The following is a 13,581-nucleotide window of genomic DNA, read 5'->3' as shown; positions in this document are numbered from 1 at the left end:
ACCTGAGCCGGAAGGCGAGCAAGGCCGCGCAGGCCCTGGGCCGCGGCATTCTCGCGGCCGCGCCCTGGCTCATGAAGGCGCTGTCGGTGGCCGGCACCGCGGCCATGTTCCTGGTGGGCGGCGGCATCCTGGTGCACGGCGTGCCGGCCCTCGGCCATGCCGTGGAAGACTGGGCCAAGGCCACCGGCGGCGTGTTCGGCGCAATCGGGTCGATGGGGGTGAATGCGGGCATCGGCATCGTGGCGGGCGCCATCGTGCTGGCGTGCGTGGAAGTCGCCGGCAAGCTGCGCGGCAAGAAGGGCTGAGCCCTGCCGGCTGCGGGCCGGCCCGTTGCCGCGCTACTTGCCGCGCCGGACCAGCCCGACCACCACCAGCGCCACGCCCAGCACCAGCGCGAACCAGCCGACCAGGTAGGCGCCGGCCACCATCTCGAACCAGCGCGTGCCCTGCAGGAAGCGCGGCGCCAGCAGAACGGCGGCGCCGATCACGAGGCAGAGAATGCCGCGCTCGAGCGTGCGGAGTTGTCGTTTGGGTTGCGCCATGGCTTCTTCGTCTGGGGTGGTGGGTTGCGTCAGTGCGACATTGTCCCGCGCATTGCGGCCGGATGGCCCTGCAGCGCAAACGACTTGCCCGTGGGCACCAGCGTGTCGCCGTCCACGCGCAGGATCGTGATGTCCTGGTCGATGAAGTTGCCCACGTAGAGGTACTTGCCGTCGGCGCTCCACACGGCGCCTTCGGGCAGGCCGCGCACCACCACCTCGTTGGCGCGCGAGACCTTCTTGCCGTCGATCTTCAGCAGCACCACCGAGCCGTTGCGGTTGTAGAAGTAGGCGTTCTTTGCCGAGTTGCTGCCGCGCAGGATTACGGCCACCGCATGCTTGCCGGTCGGGCTCACGGCCAGGCCCTCGGGCCCGTCGCCGACCACCACCTTGTCGACCACGCGCGGCGGCACCACTTCGAGGTCGATCACGCTCACCGTGTCGACCTGCCCGTCCGATGCGCCCGAGTTGCCGTTGTCGGCCGTGAGCGCGAGCTTGCCATCGGGCGTCACGTCGACGTTGTAGGGCCACAGGCCCGCCGCGAGGTCGACCTTGTCGTAGCTGACCTTCTCGCCGTTGACCTCGAGCAGCGCGATCTTGTGGCTGGTGAACTTGGCCGCCAGCGCGCGCTTGCCGTCGGGCGTGAAGCGCACGTGCGCCACCGAGTCGCCCATGGCGACGGTGTCGATCAGCGTCACCTGCTTGCCCGCGATGCGCAGCACGCTGACCGAGTTGTCGGCGCGGTTGGCCACCAGCGCGAGATTGCCGGCGCGGTTGATCGACAGGCCCGAGGGCTGCTTGCCCACCGTGAGCGTGTCGAGCAGCCTGGGCGGCGTGGTGCTCAGGTCGATCACGAACAGGCGGTTGTCGGGCACCTGCCGGCGCACGCCGTTCTCTTCCACCACGTTGAGCGAGTTGGCCACCAGCGCCAGCGTTTCGCCGGGGGTGATCGCGAGGTTGACGGGCGGTCCGGCGATGGTGTTGTCCAGCTGCAGGCTGCCGACGAGCCTGGGCGCCAGCGGATCGGTGCCGATGTCCAGCACCTGCACCGTGTCGCGCCCCATCGGCGCGAGGATCACGGCGCCGGCGTCGCTCCACGACTGCTTCTCGTCGTTGGCGACCAGCATGAGCTGGCGCTGCGCCGTGGCGGGGGTCAGATTGGTGCAGCCCGAAACCGCGGCGAGTGCGGCCAGGGCAAGGGTCGCCAGTGCGGCGGGGCGAAACTTCATGGGGCGGTCTCCGTGTTGTATGTTGTTGTCGTGCCGGCCCTGGGGCCGCAGCGCATGGTAGCGGCACAATCGATCGATCCACCAGCGAGAGCCGCACGCATGACCATCGAAATCTCCAAGGAAGCCCGCCAGCAGGCCATCGCGTCGATCGAGCGCTACTTCAACGAGAACATGGAAGAGAAGATCGGCAACATCGCGGCCGGCGCGCTGCTCGGCTTCTTTCTTGAAGAGGTCGGCCCCATCGTCTACAACAAGGCCGTGGCCGACGTGCAGGAACGGCTGCAGTCGCGCATCTCGGAGGTCGACCTCGAAGTGCACGAGGACGAGTTCCAGTACTGGCGCAAATTCGATCGGCAGAAAAAGAGCCGGTAGCCGGCGCAGGCGTCGTGCGCACGCATCGCCCGGCGTTCAAAGATGCTTCCAAACGTTGCAAAATCCCAAGCCATGCAACCACACCGTCCCATTGCGCGTTCTGCGCCTTCTTCGCTGCTGCGCACCCTTGCCGCCTTGCCGCTCATCCTGGCCGCTTCCCTTGCGGCCGCCCAGCAGGACCCGGCGTCGTTCCCGCTGGATTCGGTCGRCTACCTGAACGAGGAGCTGCCGCGCATGGAGGCCGCCATCGCGGCCAGGGACCGCAGCTTCTTCCACGGTGCGATGGCCCGCACGGTGGAGTTCTCCGAGCGCTGGGGTTTCAAGGCGCAAGCCAATCCCGACCTGGCCAAGTACCCGATGTGCACCGAGGCGGTGATGGATTACGTGGTCGTCGGCATGTGCAGGCTCAATCCCGCGAGCGATGGATGCGAGCCCGGGCTKGCACCGCGCTTCGAGGCCAATGTGCAGCGCTGCCGCGAGGTGGCGGCGCGAAAATAGGCGCCCCGTCCTTCGACGAAAAATGAAAGTCCCCGCAGGCAGGCGCTGCGGGGCGGAGACACGCCATGGAATACACACGCTACCAGACCCTTGCCATCACGCGCCGCGGCGCCCATGGCGCGGTGCTCGACATCCAGATGCGCGCGGCCAACGGCAAGCTGCCCACGGCCGGCCACGACGGCCACCGCGAACTGGCCGAGATCTGGCGCGACGTGGCGGCCGACGACACGGTGCGCTGCGCGGTGCTGCGGGGCGAGGGGCTGGGCTTCTCGGGCGGCGGCGACCTGGCCATGGTGCAGGACATGACCACCGACGACGCGGTGCGCCAGCGCGTCTGGAAAGAAGCGCGCGACCTGGTCTACAACATCATCAACTGCGACAAGCCCATCGTGAGCGCCATGCACGGCCCGGCCGTGGGCGCGGGCCTGGTGGCGGGGCTTTTGGCCGACATTTCGATTGCCGCCAGGGACGCGAAGATCGTCGACGGCCACACGCGCCTGGGCGTGGCGGCGGGCGACCACGCGGCCATCGTCTGGCCGCTGCTGTGCGGCATGGCCAAGGCCAAGTACCACCTGCTGCTGTGCGAACCGGTGAGCGGCGCGGAGGCCGAGCGCATCGGCCTGGTGTCGCTCGCGGTGGACGAGGCCGAGCTGCTGCCGCGCGCCTACGAGGTGGCCGACCGGCTCGCGGTCGGCAGCCAGGGCGCGATCCGCCTGACCAAGTACGCGCTCAACAACTGGCTGCGCCAGGCCGGCCCGGCCTTCGACGCCTCGCTGGCGCTCGAATTCATGGGCTTCGCGGGCGCCGACGTGCGCGAGGGCGTGGCCTCGCTGCGCGAGCGGCGCGCGCCGAACTTCGGCTGAAGTCCACTCGCCGAATCAGGCCTTCTTCAGGCCCTGCAGCGTCTGCAGCAGCACCACGCGCGTCTGGCCCAGCACCATGCCTTTCCATTCGTCGTTGTCGCAGTAGAAGGCATCGCGCAGTTGCTGGCGGATTTCGCGCTTCTGCGCCTCGGGCGCCTCGGGATGGCGCCGCAGCCAGGTGTCGGCGCGCAGGCGGGTCAGCACCTCGCTGTCGGGCAGCGTGCCGAACTCCAGGCCCATGGGCGCGATGCTCGCATCGGGGCACTCGTCATAGGCAATGGAGACCACCGGCCCCGACACGTCGGCCGAGGCCGAGTCGCCGGCAAAGGGCGCGAACACGTCGGCGCCCCACCAGGCATGCGCCTGCGCAAGATCGGCCGGCGCATTGCGGCCGGGGTAGATCTTCTCGCCATGGCCGTAGGGGCCGAGGCCGGTGTGGATGTCGATCCAGCCGATGTGCGTGGCCGACGCGGCATAGCTGCGCAGGATGGCGCGCATCGTGCGGTTGCTCCACGAGGGCGCCGTGYCGCCGTAGAACAGGCCGTCGGCCGAGCTGTACTGGCCCCGGGTGACGGCCGCGCGGAAAGCCCGCATGCCGTGTTTTTCAATGTAGGCCGCCATGGCGGCATCGTCGGCGGCAGTGGGCGGCCAGCTGGCGGGCAGCACCAGCGGCTCGACCTCGGCGTACTCCGCATTCACCGGCAGCGGCGCGCCGAAGTCGATGTGGTTGCGGTTCAGGTCGATGTTGTCCTCGTTGGTGCGGTGCAGGTGCGAGAAGCCGTGCGGATTGACCGCATGCACCAGCAGCAGCGCCACGTCCGCTTGTTGGAGCCGCCCCAGCAGGTCGGCGTCGTGCAGCGTGGCAAGCTGCGCGCCCGAGCCGCAGAAGCCCTCGGGGCCGTGCGTGCCCGAGGTGACGAGCAGCAGCTTCTTCGCATCCCTGGCGCCGATCAGCGCCACGTCGGTCGCCAGCTCCTCGCCGAGCGCGCCGCGGTGCGTCGGCAGCACGAAGGATTCGACCGCGGCGCCGCGCATTGCCGCGGCATCGAGGAACTTGGCGCGCGCCTCGGCGTACGTGCCCGAGAAATGGCGGGTGGCGGCGGTGGAGGGGGTGTGCATGGGTGGTGGGCTCCTGTGCGTGTATGTAGGGGGGCTGTCAGGCCGGCGGGTAGGCGGCGCCTGCTTCGCCCGGGGCCCAGGGCGCGTACTTGTGCATCGCGCGCTCGAACAGCGGCGAGGTCGTCCAGCCCGCGAGCCAGGCGCGCAGCAGCGGCCAGGGCTGGCTTTCGAACCATGCGGGCTCGACCATTGCGAACTGTCGCACGAAGGGCATGACGGCGGCATCGGCCAGCGCCGCGCGCGCGCCGAAGAGCTGCGGCCCGGGGCCATTGGCGAGCCGGGCTTCCAGCTCCAGCAGGAACTGCGCACCCAGTTCGCGCGCAGTGCTGGCGGGCGCATCCGCGAAGCGGCCCGGGTACTTGTAGCGGTCGAGCTGCGGCTTGAAGCGGTTGTCGCACGCGGCCACGAGCGCGAGCATGCCGTCGAGCGTGCCGGTCTCGGGTGCGAGCCAGCGCAGCGGATCGTTGCGGCCCAGCGCCCACCGCATGATGTCCAGGCTTTGCTCCAGCACGGCGGCATCGGGCAGCACCAGCACCGGCACCGTGCCCTTGGGCGAGGCGGCGAGCATGTCGGGCGGCTTGTTCTTCAGCACCACTTCGCGCAGTTCGCAGCGCTCGCCGCTGGCGGCCAGGGCGAGCCGGGCGCGCATCGCGTAGGGGCAGCGGCGAAAGCTGTAGAGGATGGGCAGGCGAGGGTCTTGCATCGAGCGCAGGAGTCTATGCGCGCAACCTGGCCGCATGGGTGCCTGGCGCCTGCTCCCTCAGCCCCTGCATTCCCCGCAGGTGCCATGCAGCGTGAGCGCGGTGTGGCGGGTGTCGATGCCCTGCTTGCGCAGCTCGCGGCCGAGCCGGCTCATCACCTTGGGCAGCTCGGGATCGGAGGGGAGCGCGAGCACCTTGTGGCACTGGTCGCATTCGAAGGTGTTGCCGGACGCGGCTTCCACATGGCGCGAAAAGCGGTTGACGCGGTCCGCCCCCACGCGGCGGTCGCACAGGCCGGCATCAACCAGGCGGTCGAGCACGCGGTACACCGTGACACGGTCGGGCGCCTCCCCGGTGGCCGTGGTGTAGGCGGCCACCACGTCGTCGTGCGTGAGCGGCTGCGAGGCGTGCTCCAGCAATTCGAGCACGGTCTGCGCGGCGCGCGTCACGCGCAGACCGCTGCTGCGCAGCAGGGTTTCGCTGTCGGGCGTCGTCGCGGCAATGGGGGGCTTCGGATGCGGGCTCATGGGTTTTCCGTGGAACCGACATTGTGTTGCATTCCGTGAGCCCGCGCCCCGGGCGGCCCGAATGCGCTAAGGTCTGGTTTTTCGCGTTTTCTGAATACCTTCTACCGACCATGTCCAGCTCCCCGATCGAAATCGAGACCGCTCCGAATCCCACCGCCACGGTCATCGTGATGCACGGCCTGGGCGCCGACGGGAACGATTTCGTGCCGATTGCCAACGAGCTCGACCTGTCGAGCGTGGGCCCGGTGCGCTTCGTGTTTCCCAATGCACCGGTGATCCCCGTCACCATCAACGGCGGCTACCGCATGCCGGCCTGGTACGACATCGCCGTGGCCGACCTGGTGGCGCGCGAGGACGAGCGGGGCCTGCGCCGCTCGCAGGCCGCGATCGAGGCGCTGATCGCCAGCGAGAAGGCCCGCGGCATCGCGGCCAACCGCATCGTGGTGGCGGGTTTCTCGCAGGGCTGCGCCATGGCGCTGATGACGGGCCTGCGCCACACCGAGCGGCTGGCCGGCATCGTCGGCCTCTCGGGCTACCTGCCGATTGCCGCCACGACCGCGGCCGAGCGGCATGCGGCCAACCACGACACGCCGGTCTTCCTGGCCCATGGCCGGCAGGACCCGGTGGTGCCGCTCGAAGCGGCGCTGCGGTCGCGCGACGCGCTCGCCGCGCTGGGCTATCCCGTCGAGTGGCATGAGTACACGATGGCGCACTCGGTCTGCATGGACGAGATCGCCGACCTGAACCGCTTTCTTCTGCATGTACTGGAGACAAAAAAATGATCCTCGTCATCGGACACGCCATGGCGAAACCCGAAACCCTGCAGGCGATGCTGGCCATCAGCGTGGAGCACGTGCTGCGCTCGCGCACCGAGCCCGGCTGCATCTCGCACGAGGTCAGTGCGGACGTGCAGCAGCCGCTGCGGCTGAGCTTCGTCGAGCGCTGGAGCGACATGGCGGCGCTGAAGGCGCATTTCCGCGTCGAGGCGTCGCGCGCCTTCGGCAAGGCGCTGGCCGCCATGGCCGACGGCACGCCGCAGATCTCCATCTACCAGTCGGAAGAAATCGAGCCCGCATGAGCTCAGCTATCAAAACAATAGCGGCGCGCAGCATAGCGGATGGCGGGATTCCCTGCACGAGCAGCGCCCGCGCGGCCGTGCTACCTTCCAGCCCCTCAGAGATTGACGGGTCATAACAATATGAGCAGCAGATTGCAGGAGAGGCTGGGTGCGCTCTCAGCCGCGCGGTTGAAGGGTATGCGGCGCGGCATCGAGAAGGAAAGCCTGCGCGCGCTGCCGGACGGCAAGCTCGCGCTCACGCCGCACCCGCTGGCCCTGGGATCGGCGCTGACCCATCCGCACATCACCACCGACTTCAGCGAATCGCAGCTCGAGCTCATCACGGGCGTGCATGCCAGCGCCGAGTCGGCGCTGGAGGAGCTCACGCGCGTCCACCAGTTCACCTACCGCGTGCTCGACTCGCTCGGCGACGAGCGCCTCTGGGTGTCGAGCATGCCCTGCGGCCTGCCGACCGACGAGACCATTCCCATCGGGCGCTACGGCTCCTCGAACGTCGGGCGCGCCAAGAGCGTCTACCGCATGGGGCTGAGCCACCGCTACGGGCGGCGCATGCAGACCATCTCGGGCATCCACTACAACTGGTCGCTGCCCGACGTGTCGAGCGAACAGTATTTCGCGCTCATCCGCAACTTCCGGCGCCATGCCTTCCTGCTGCTGTACCTGTTCGGCGCCTCGCCCGCGCTGTGCTCCAGCTTTGTCGCGGGGCGCCCGCACGAGCTGCAGCCGCTGGGCGACGGCAGCATGTTCATGCCGCACGGCACCTCGCTGCGCATGGGACGCCTGGGCTACCAGAGCGACGCCCAGGCCTCGCTGGCCGTGAGCTACAACAGCCTCGAGGGCTACGGCGCCTCGCTGCAGGACGCACTCACGCGGCCCTGGCCGGCCTACGAGGCCATCGGCATCCGCAACCTCGGCGGCGACTACAACCAGCTGGCCACCAGCCTGCTGCAGATCGAGAACGAGTTCTACGGCACCATCCGCCCCAAGCGCGTGATCCACTCCGGCGAGCGCCCGCTGCATGCGCTGCGCGAGCGCGGCGTCGAATACGTCGAGGTGCGGCTGATGGACCTCGACCCCTTCGAGCCCGTGGGCATCAATGCCCAGACCATGCGCTTTCTCGATGTGTTCCTGCTGCAGTGCCTCCTGAGCGACAGCCCGGCCGACACGCCCCAGGAAATCGCCGAACTGGCCCACAACCAGCACCTGACGGCGGCGCGCGGACGCGAGCCGGGCCTGCAGCTCTTGCGCGGCGGCCGCGAAGTGGGCCTGGCCGACTGGGGCATCGAGCTGGTCGAGCAATGCCGGCCCATCGCCGCCGCGCTCGACGCCGCGAGCGGCGGCACGCAGCATGCCGATGCGGTGCACGCCGCACTGGCCGCGCTGCAGGACCCCGGCAGCCTGCCTTCGGCGCGGGTGCTGGCGGCGGTCGAAGAGCAGCATGGCAATTCCTTCATCGGCTTCGTGCGCGCGCAGGCGGAGCAGACCCGCGCCACGCTGCTGGCGCTGCCGTTCTCGGCCGAGCAGCAGGCCGAATTCGAGCGCATGACCGAGGAATCGATCCAGGAGCAAAAGCGCATCGAGGCTGCCGACACCATGCCGTTCGAGATCTACCGGGAGCAGTACGTGTCCCCCGCGCGCCTGGGAATCGGGCGCGGGCGGGTGGCCGTCGCGGCCTGAGCGCCCGGCGCGTCCCACTGCCACACGGCCCGCCTGACGACAGGCGCGAAGCGCGATGGCCTACAGGCATTGGCCGGCATCGCCCACCGTGGCCGCCGCTGCCGGGGCGACCATGGGCGGCATGCAACCCGCCAGCTTCAGATTTCGACTCCGGCCCCTGGTTCGGCCGGAGATTGCGGCATGACTTTCAAGGCCTACCTTGTCGAGGACAGCCCGCTCATTCGCGAAAACCTCGTCGGCTTCCTGCACGACGTGGCCGACGCGGACGTGGTGGCCTGCGCCAGCAGCGAGGAAGAAGCCGTGCACTGGCTCGACCATCACCGCGACGACTGGGACCTGACCATCGTCGATCTTTTCCTGGAGCACGGCAACGGCCTGGGCGTGGTCCGGGCCTGCCGCCACCGCGCGGCCAAGCAGAAGGTCGTGGTGCTGAGCAACTACGCCACCTCCGAGATGCGCCAGCGCTCCGCGCAGCTGGGCGCCGATGCCTTCTTCGACAAGTCCGCCGAGCTCGACCAACTGGTGGCCTACTGCGAAACGCTGCGTCACGCGCGCGACTGAGCCCGCTTCCGGGCGGTCCCGCCGGGACGCCTTTCTGGGGTAAAACGCCACGCGGCCGCCGTGGCGGCCTTCGGCACACCCATTCCCAAGGAAAGAAAGCAGCGAGATGAGCAACAGCACCATCGACTTCAAGGGCCGAGTGGCCATCGTGACCGGCGCGGGCGGCGGCCTGGGCCGCCAGCATGCGCTGGCCCTGGCGGCGCGCGGCGCCAGGGTGGTGGTCAACGACCTGGGCGGCGCCCGCGACGGCTCCGGCGCCTCGGTGAGCGCGGCGCAGGCCGTGGTGGACGAGATCGAGGCCGCGGGCGGCGAGGCCATGGCCAACGGCGCCTCTGTCACCGATTTCGAGGCGGTGCAGGCCATGGTGAAGCAGGCGGTCGACGCCTGGGGCCGGGTCGACATCCTGGTCAACAACGCCGGCATCCTGCGCGACAAGAGCTTTGCCAAGATGGAGCTCGCCGATTTCAAGCTGGTGGTCGATGTGCACCTGATGGGCGCGGTGAACTGCACCAAGGCCGTCTGGGCGCTCATGAACGAGCAGAAGTACGGCCGCATCGTCATGACCACCTCGTCGTCCGGCCTCTACGGCAACTTCGGCCAGAGCAACTACGGCGCTGCCAAGCTCGCGCTGGTGGGGCTCATGCAGACGCTGAGCATCGAAGGCGCAAAGAACGACATCCGCGTCAATTGCCTGGCGCCGACCGCGGCCACCCGCATGACCGAGGGGCTGATGCCGCAGGAAGTGCTGGACGCGCTCAAGCCCGAGGCCGTGGTGCCCGCCATGCTGGTGCTGGCCGCCGAGAACGCGCCGAACCGCACCATCCTCTGCGCCGGCGCCGGCACTTTCGAGGCCGCCCACATCACGCTGACGCAGGGCGCCTGGCTCGGCATCGGCGCGGACACGCCCGAGCAGCTGGCCGCGCGGCTCGCCGAGGTGACTTCGCGCGAGGGCGAGATCGTGCCGCAGAGCGGCTCGGCCCAGGGCAGCAACGAGGTCGGCAAGGCGATGGCGAACGCCCGCAAGGGCTGATCCGCCATCCGGTCCATGGCCGCTTGACCTCGAGTGCACTCGAGCATTTCCAATGGATTCACCGGGCCTTCCGGTTCATTCATCCATCCGGGGAAAGCAGCCATGAACACGACAGACGACAGCAGGGCGCTGGTGCAGCGCATCCATTCCGAGCTGGACCAGGGCAACGGCCAGTTCTTCATCGACAGCCTGGCCGACGACGCCCGCTGGACGCTCGAAGGCAGCACGCCGTGGTCGCGCACCTACGCGGGCAAGGCCGCGATCCGCGAAGAGCTGCTCAAGCCGCTGTTCGCGCAGTTTGCCGGGCCCTATGTGAGCAGGACCGAGCGCATCATTGCCGAGGGCGACCGGGTGGTGGTGCTGTTCAGCGGCGACGTGCCCACCCGGGCCGGCAGGCGCTACAACAACCGCTACTGCTACATCTACCGCATCGAAGGAGGCAAGGTGAAAGAGCTGACCGAGTACTTCGACACCGCACTGGTCGAGCAGGCGCTCGAGGCGCCGCCGGCCGCGGTTCCTGCCCATGCCGGCTGAGGGCGGCACTCCATTCCACATCGGCGAGCTGGCCCAGCGCACCGGCCGCACCGTGCATGCCATCCGCTGGTACGAAACGCAGGGCCTGGTGCCGGGCGTGGTGCGCGACGAAGGCGGGCGGCGCCTGTACGGCGAGCTGCACGTCGGCTGGCTCGACTTGATGGACCGGCTGCGCCGCACCGGCATGTCGATTGCCGAGATGCGCGAATACACCGCGCTCGCGCTGCAGGGCAAGGCGACGCTGCGCCAGCGCCGCGACCTGCTGGCCGCGCACCGCGCGCGCGTGGCCGAGACCATCGCGGATTGGAACCAGGCGCTGTCGCTGGTCGAGCGCAAGATCGATTTCTACGACGACTGGATGCAGAGCGGCCACAGGCCGCCGCTGCTGCCCGCCGAAGCGCCGCGCGCGCCGCCGCCCGGGCAGAAAAGGCGCGGCGGCCGGCCGCCTACTCCGCGATGAAGCCCGTGTCCTTGCGGATCGAATCGCGGTCGCGGTGGTTGTTCAGGCGGCCCAGCGTGTTGTCGAGCAGGCGCTTGAGCTTGTCGGCCGCGCCGCGGAAGGCCTCGTCCAGGGTGGTGGCGTGCTGGGTGACGGCCAGCGGCTGGTGGTGGGCCAGGCGTGCTTCCATCATGCAGCACTTGTCTCCGCCGCCGGCCTTGTCGTGGTTCTCGTCGCTCAGGTGCACTTCGACGCGGGTGACGTCGTCGACGAAGCGGCCCAGCTGCTGCTTGATTTCCGCATCGGCCCAGCGCTCCAGCGCGTCCTTGTTGTTGACGCCGTTGCTCGTGTTGACCTGGATCTGCATTGTCTTGTCCCTGATGATGGATGAACGAGCCTCTACTGTGCACCCTGAACGCCCCGGGTACGCGTAGCGTGTTCCCCAACCCCGGGACGAGGCGGGATTCAGCTCTGGATATAGGTCGTGAGCTGCGCGATGGTTTCCTCGTGGTCGGCAATGATGTCGTCCATCAGGTCCTGGATGGAGATCATGCCCACCACCTTGGCGCCATCGACCACCGGCAGGTGGCGGAACTTGCGCTGGCTCATCAGCGCCATGCAGGCGCGCGTGCGGGTCTGCGGGGTCACGGTCATCACGTCGGGCGTCATGATCTCGGAGACCTTCATCTCCTTGGAGTTCTTGCCCTGCAGCGCCACCTTGCGGGTGTAGTCGCGCTCGGACAGGAAGCCCACCAGCCGGTCGCCGTCCATCACCATCAGCGCGCCCACCTCGAAGCGCGCCAGGGTGGCCAGCGCATCGAACACGCTGGTGTCGGGCGAGGTGCGCCAGGCCGCGGAATCGTGGCGCTTGAGCAGTTCGGAGACGGGTTTCATCGCGGTAGCTCCATCAAAAAGTTTGGCTCGGGCCGGCGCGTCCATGCGCCGCACTCGGTCAAATGATAGGGGCGGAACCGTCCCCCGCGATGCAAAAACCTCTAGGGGATTGCGCGCGCCGCACCGGGACGCACGCTGAAGCGAACTAAGGTGTTGCTGCGAGCACGCGGCTGAGCGCCACCGGGTCGCCCACCACGGCCTTGACCAGGCCCTTGTCGTCGAAGCTCACCTGGTCCTCCGACCAGCTGTCGCGCCAGTAGCGCCAGATGAGCGCATCGAGGCTGGGGTTCTCGCTGGCCACCGGGTAGCCGATGGCCATCAGCACCTGTTCGCGCGTCATGCCGGGCGCCACCTTTCCGGCCATGATGGCGTCGCGCACGGCGGGTGCGAAGGCCGCCATCTTCTGCTTCGGGTCCTGGGTCACCACGTAGCGCTGCGCGAAGTCGATCAGGGTGATGTTGCGGCTGTAGTCGTTCTTGATGCGCTGGGGCTTGCCCGCGAGATCGAGGTTGAACCAGCGGAAGTCGTAGCCCGTGATGCGCGCCGGCGTGCCCACGGCCACGATGCTGGTGCCCTGCTCGTCGTAGTTGATGTCGCTGATCGAGTTGCCGTAGGTGCGCATGTTGCAGCACAGGTAGCCGCTGACCAGCGGGCCCGGCGGCGGCGAGGGACGCTGGGCATGGACGACGGTCGCGGCAACGACGGTGGCTGCCAGCAGGGCGGCAGCGGCAAGGCGCTTGAACATGGATTTCCCTCGTATTTATTGAAAGTGGCTGCGCATGCAGCGCGCGGATTCTAGAGGGCGCGGTGCGCCCGGGCACAGGCAAAATGGGCCTGCGCAGCTACACAAAGCCCACAATGCGCACCGGCCTTCGGGCCAACCTTCCCCCACAGAGCGAAAGAAAGAACACCCATCGATGGCGATCCAGTGGTTCCCCGGGCACATGTACACGACCCAGAAGGCCATCACCGAGCGGGTGAAGGACATCGACGTGGTCATCGAGCTGCTCGACGCGCGCCTGCCCGGCTCCAGCGCCAATCCGATGCTGGCCGAACTCACCTCCGGACGGCCCACGCTCAAGGTGCTCAACAAGCAGGACCTGGCCGACCCGGCGCGCACGGCGCTCTGGCTTGCGCACTACAACGCGCTGCCGGCCACGCGCGCCATTGCGCTCGACGCGAGCCTGACCACGCCCGCGCAGGCCATCGTGCGCGCCTGCCACGAGCTCTCGCCCAACCGCGGCGGCATGGCCAAGCCGATGCGCGTGCTGATCTGCGGCATTCCGAACGTCGGCAAGTCGACGCTCATCAACACGCTCACCGGCAGCCGCAAGGCCAAGACCGGCGACGAGGCCGGCATCACCAAGCTGGAGCAGCGCATCACGCTGGCCGACGACTTCTACCTGTGGGACACGCCCGGCATGCTGTGGCCGCGCATCGTGGTGCCCAAGAGCGGCTACAACCTGGCGGCCAGCGGCGCCGTCGGGCGCAACCTGGCGGCCAGCGGCGCCGTCGGGCGC

The 13,581-nt window shown here is 68.8% G+C and carries 20 protein-coding genes; 12 read left to right on the top strand and 8 right to left on the bottom strand.

Annotation, left to right across the window (positions count from 1 at the left end; translation table 11 throughout):
- The coding region (locus tag AC1DOC_RS03545; protein WP_478129409.1) for a DUF808 family protein at positions 1 to 305 on the top strand (305 nt) is incomplete at its 5' end.
- A gap of 33 nt (positions 306 to 338) precedes the next feature.
- Here AC1DOC_RS03545 and AC1DOC_RS03540 read toward each other — a convergent pair.
- Positions 339 to 542, bottom strand: coding sequence for a hypothetical protein (locus AC1DOC_RS03540; RefSeq protein WP_015866426.1), 204 nt, complete (start codon positions 540 to 542; stop codon positions 339 to 341).
- A gap of 29 nt (positions 543 to 571) precedes the next feature.
- Positions 572 to 1,768 (bottom strand): YncE family protein, encoded by a 1,197-nt coding sequence (locus AC1DOC_RS03535; protein WP_478080807.1) that lies wholly within the window; start codon positions 1,766 to 1,768, stop codon positions 572 to 574.
- 99 nt (positions 1,769 to 1,867) lie between these two features.
- Here AC1DOC_RS03535 and AC1DOC_RS03530 point away from each other — a divergent pair, with 99 nt between their 5' ends.
- The 3 genes from AC1DOC_RS03530 (at position 1,868) to AC1DOC_RS03520 (ending at position 3,501) form a co-directional block, all read left to right on the top strand.
- Positions 1,868 to 2,140: a DUF2164 domain-containing protein gene (locus AC1DOC_RS03530; protein ID WP_015866424.1), complete on the top strand. Its 273-nt coding sequence runs from the start codon at positions 1,868 to 1,870 to the stop codon at positions 2,138 to 2,140.
- A gap of 72 nt (positions 2,141 to 2,212) precedes the next feature.
- Positions 2,213 to 2,638 (top strand): hypothetical protein, encoded by a 426-nt coding sequence (locus tag AC1DOC_RS03525; protein WP_478129408.1) that lies wholly within the window; start codon positions 2,213 to 2,215, stop codon positions 2,636 to 2,638.
- A 65-nt stretch (positions 2,639 to 2,703) separates the two neighbouring features.
- A complete protein-coding gene (locus AC1DOC_RS03520; protein ID WP_478080809.1) occupies positions 2,704 to 3,501 on the top strand; it encodes an enoyl-CoA hydratase/isomerase family protein in 798 nt (265 codons plus the stop codon).
- A 15-nt stretch (positions 3,502 to 3,516) separates the two neighbouring features.
- Here the strand turns inward: AC1DOC_RS03520 and AC1DOC_RS03515 are convergent, their stop codons facing one another.
- Genes AC1DOC_RS03515 through AC1DOC_RS03505 form a run of 3 tightly spaced genes read right to left on the bottom strand, consistent with a single transcriptional unit; the run spans position 3,517 to position 5,848 of the window.
- Positions 3,517 to 4,620: a M14 family metallopeptidase gene (locus tag AC1DOC_RS03515; protein WP_478129407.1), complete on the bottom strand. Its 1,104-nt coding sequence runs from the start codon at positions 4,618 to 4,620 to the stop codon at positions 3,517 to 3,519.
- Positions 4,621 to 4,657: 37 nt separating this feature from the next.
- The gene (locus AC1DOC_RS03510) at positions 4,658 to 5,323 is read right to left on the bottom strand and encodes a glutathione S-transferase (protein ID WP_478080811.1); all 666 of its coding nucleotides are present in this window, start codon (positions 5,321 to 5,323) and stop codon (positions 4,658 to 4,660) included.
- 57 nt (positions 5,324 to 5,380) lie between these two features.
- On the bottom strand, positions 5,381 to 5,848 hold the full coding sequence (locus AC1DOC_RS03505; protein ID WP_015866419.1) for a Fur family transcriptional regulator: 468 nt from the start codon (positions 5,846 to 5,848) through the stop codon (positions 5,381 to 5,383).
- A gap of 110 nt (positions 5,849 to 5,958) precedes the next feature.
- Between AC1DOC_RS03505 and AC1DOC_RS03500 the strand changes: the two genes are divergently transcribed.
- The 7 genes from AC1DOC_RS03500 to AC1DOC_RS03470 all read left to right on the top strand — a co-directional run bounded on the left by AC1DOC_RS03500 (position 5,959) and on the right by AC1DOC_RS03470 (position 11,188).
- Positions 5,959 to 6,630 (top strand): alpha/beta hydrolase, encoded by a 672-nt coding sequence (locus tag AC1DOC_RS03500; protein WP_478080812.1) that lies wholly within the window; start codon positions 5,959 to 5,961, stop codon positions 6,628 to 6,630.
- Complete coding sequence (locus tag AC1DOC_RS03495) at positions 6,627 to 6,926, top strand: putative quinol monooxygenase (protein WP_015866417.1); 300 nt, start codon at positions 6,627 to 6,629, stop codon at positions 6,924 to 6,926. Before AC1DOC_RS03500 ends, AC1DOC_RS03495 begins: the two co-directional genes overlap by 4 nt.
- Positions 6,927 to 7,046: 120 nt before the next feature.
- On the top strand, positions 7,047 to 8,603 hold the full coding sequence (gene gshA, locus AC1DOC_RS03490; RefSeq protein WP_015866416.1) for a glutamate--cysteine ligase: 1,557 nt from the start codon (positions 7,047 to 7,049) through the stop codon (positions 8,601 to 8,603).
- Between the two features lie 180 nt (positions 8,604 to 8,783).
- Positions 8,784 to 9,164: a response regulator transcription factor gene (locus tag AC1DOC_RS03485; protein WP_018906274.1), complete on the top strand. Its 381-nt coding sequence runs from the start codon at positions 8,784 to 8,786 to the stop codon at positions 9,162 to 9,164.
- Between the two features lie 106 nt (positions 9,165 to 9,270).
- Positions 9,271 to 10,194, top strand: coding sequence for an SDR family NAD(P)-dependent oxidoreductase (locus AC1DOC_RS03480; protein WP_478084050.1), 924 nt, complete (start codon positions 9,271 to 9,273; stop codon positions 10,192 to 10,194).
- Positions 10,195 to 10,296: 102 nt separating this feature from the next.
- Entirely contained in the window at positions 10,297 to 10,728 is a 432-nt protein-coding gene (locus AC1DOC_RS03475; protein ID WP_478080814.1) for a nuclear transport factor 2 family protein, read from the top strand.
- Positions 10,718 to 11,188, top strand: coding sequence for a MerR family transcriptional regulator (locus tag AC1DOC_RS03470; protein ID WP_015866412.1), 471 nt, complete (start codon positions 10,718 to 10,720; stop codon positions 11,186 to 11,188). Before AC1DOC_RS03475 ends, AC1DOC_RS03470 begins: the two co-directional genes overlap by 11 nt.
- On the opposite strand, the gene AC1DOC_RS03465 is transcribed toward AC1DOC_RS03470, so the two are convergent.
- From AC1DOC_RS03465 to AC1DOC_RS03455, 3 genes are all read right to left on the bottom strand, one after another.
- Complete coding sequence (locus tag AC1DOC_RS03465; protein ID WP_478080815.1) at positions 11,175 to 11,534, bottom strand: HPF/RaiA family ribosome-associated protein; 360 nt, start codon at positions 11,532 to 11,534, stop codon at positions 11,175 to 11,177. The genes AC1DOC_RS03470 and AC1DOC_RS03465 overlap by 14 nt on opposite strands.
- A gap of 98 nt (positions 11,535 to 11,632) precedes the next feature.
- Positions 11,633 to 12,061 carry a CBS domain-containing protein gene (locus AC1DOC_RS03460; protein ID WP_015866410.1) on the bottom strand — a complete coding sequence of 143 codons (429 nt, stop codon included), beginning with the start codon at positions 12,059 to 12,061 and terminating at the stop codon, positions 11,633 to 11,635.
- A 145-nt stretch (positions 12,062 to 12,206) separates the two neighbouring features.
- Complete coding sequence (locus tag AC1DOC_RS03455) at positions 12,207 to 12,806, bottom strand: cell envelope protein SmpA (protein ID WP_478129406.1); 600 nt, start codon at positions 12,804 to 12,806, stop codon at positions 12,207 to 12,209.
- A 172-nt stretch (positions 12,807 to 12,978) separates the two neighbouring features.
- On the opposite strand from AC1DOC_RS03455, the gene ylqF reads away from it, so the two are divergent.
- Positions 12,979 to 13,581: ribosome biogenesis GTPase YlqF (ylqF, locus tag AC1DOC_RS03450; RefSeq protein WP_478129405.1), on the top strand; the 603-nt coding region annotated here is incomplete at its 3' end.

It is taken from the genome of Variovorax sp. 01T439_2, assembly GCF_056398445.1.
Note: the sequence above shows the minus strand (reverse complement) of the source record. Positions and strands in the feature narration are given on the sequence as shown.

What these genes read in the sequence shown, in the direction of transcription:
- AC1DOC_RS03480 (WP_478084050.1), top strand. Translation starts at nt 9,271, where the DNA reads ATGAGCAACAGCACCATCGACTTCAAGGGCCGAGTGGCCATCGTGACC.
- AC1DOC_RS03535 (WP_478080807.1), bottom strand. Translation starts at nt 1,768, where the DNA reads ATGAAGTTTCGCCCCGCCGCACTGGCGACCCTTGCCCTGGCCGCACTC.
- AC1DOC_RS03520 (WP_478080809.1), top strand. Translation starts at nt 2,704, where the DNA reads ATGGAATACACACGCTACCAGACCCTTGCCATCACGCGCCGCGGCGCC.
- AC1DOC_RS03475 (WP_478080814.1), top strand. Translation starts at nt 10,297, where the DNA reads ATGAACACGACAGACGACAGCAGGGCGCTGGTGCAGCGCATCCATTCC.
- AC1DOC_RS03510 (WP_478080811.1), bottom strand. Translation starts at nt 5,323, where the DNA reads ATGCAAGACCCTCGCCTGCCCATCCTCTACAGCTTTCGCCGCTGCCCC.
- gshA (WP_015866416.1), top strand. Translation starts at nt 7,047, where the DNA reads ATGAGCAGCAGATTGCAGGAGAGGCTGGGTGCGCTCTCAGCCGCGCGG.
- AC1DOC_RS03500 (WP_478080812.1), top strand. Translation starts at nt 5,959, where the DNA reads ATGTCCAGCTCCCCGATCGAAATCGAGACCGCTCCGAATCCCACCGCC.
- AC1DOC_RS03455 (WP_478129406.1), bottom strand. Translation starts at nt 12,806, where the DNA reads ATGTTCAAGCGCCTTGCCGCTGCCGCCCTGCTGGCAGCCACCGTCGTT.
- AC1DOC_RS03470 (WP_015866412.1), top strand. Translation starts at nt 10,718, where the DNA reads ATGCCGGCTGAGGGCGGCACTCCATTCCACATCGGCGAGCTGGCCCAG.
- AC1DOC_RS03495 (WP_015866417.1), top strand. Translation starts at nt 6,627, where the DNA reads ATGATCCTCGTCATCGGACACGCCATGGCGAAACCCGAAACCCTGCAG.
- AC1DOC_RS03460 (WP_015866410.1), bottom strand. Translation starts at nt 12,061, where the DNA reads ATGAAACCCGTCTCCGAACTGCTCAAGCGCCACGATTCCGCGGCCTGG.
- AC1DOC_RS03530 (WP_015866424.1), top strand. Translation starts at nt 1,868, where the DNA reads ATGACCATCGAAATCTCCAAGGAAGCCCGCCAGCAGGCCATCGCGTCG.
- AC1DOC_RS03465 (WP_478080815.1), bottom strand. Translation starts at nt 11,534, where the DNA reads ATGCAGATCCAGGTCAACACGAGCAACGGCGTCAACAACAAGGACGCG.
- AC1DOC_RS03505 (WP_015866419.1), bottom strand. Translation starts at nt 5,848, where the DNA reads ATGAGCCCGCATCCGAAGCCCCCCATTGCCGCGACGACGCCCGACAGC.
- AC1DOC_RS03540 (WP_015866426.1), bottom strand. Translation starts at nt 542, where the DNA reads ATGGCGCAACCCAAACGACAACTCCGCACGCTCGAGCGCGGCATTCTC.
- AC1DOC_RS03485 (WP_018906274.1), top strand. Translation starts at nt 8,784, where the DNA reads ATGACTTTCAAGGCCTACCTTGTCGAGGACAGCCCGCTCATTCGCGAA.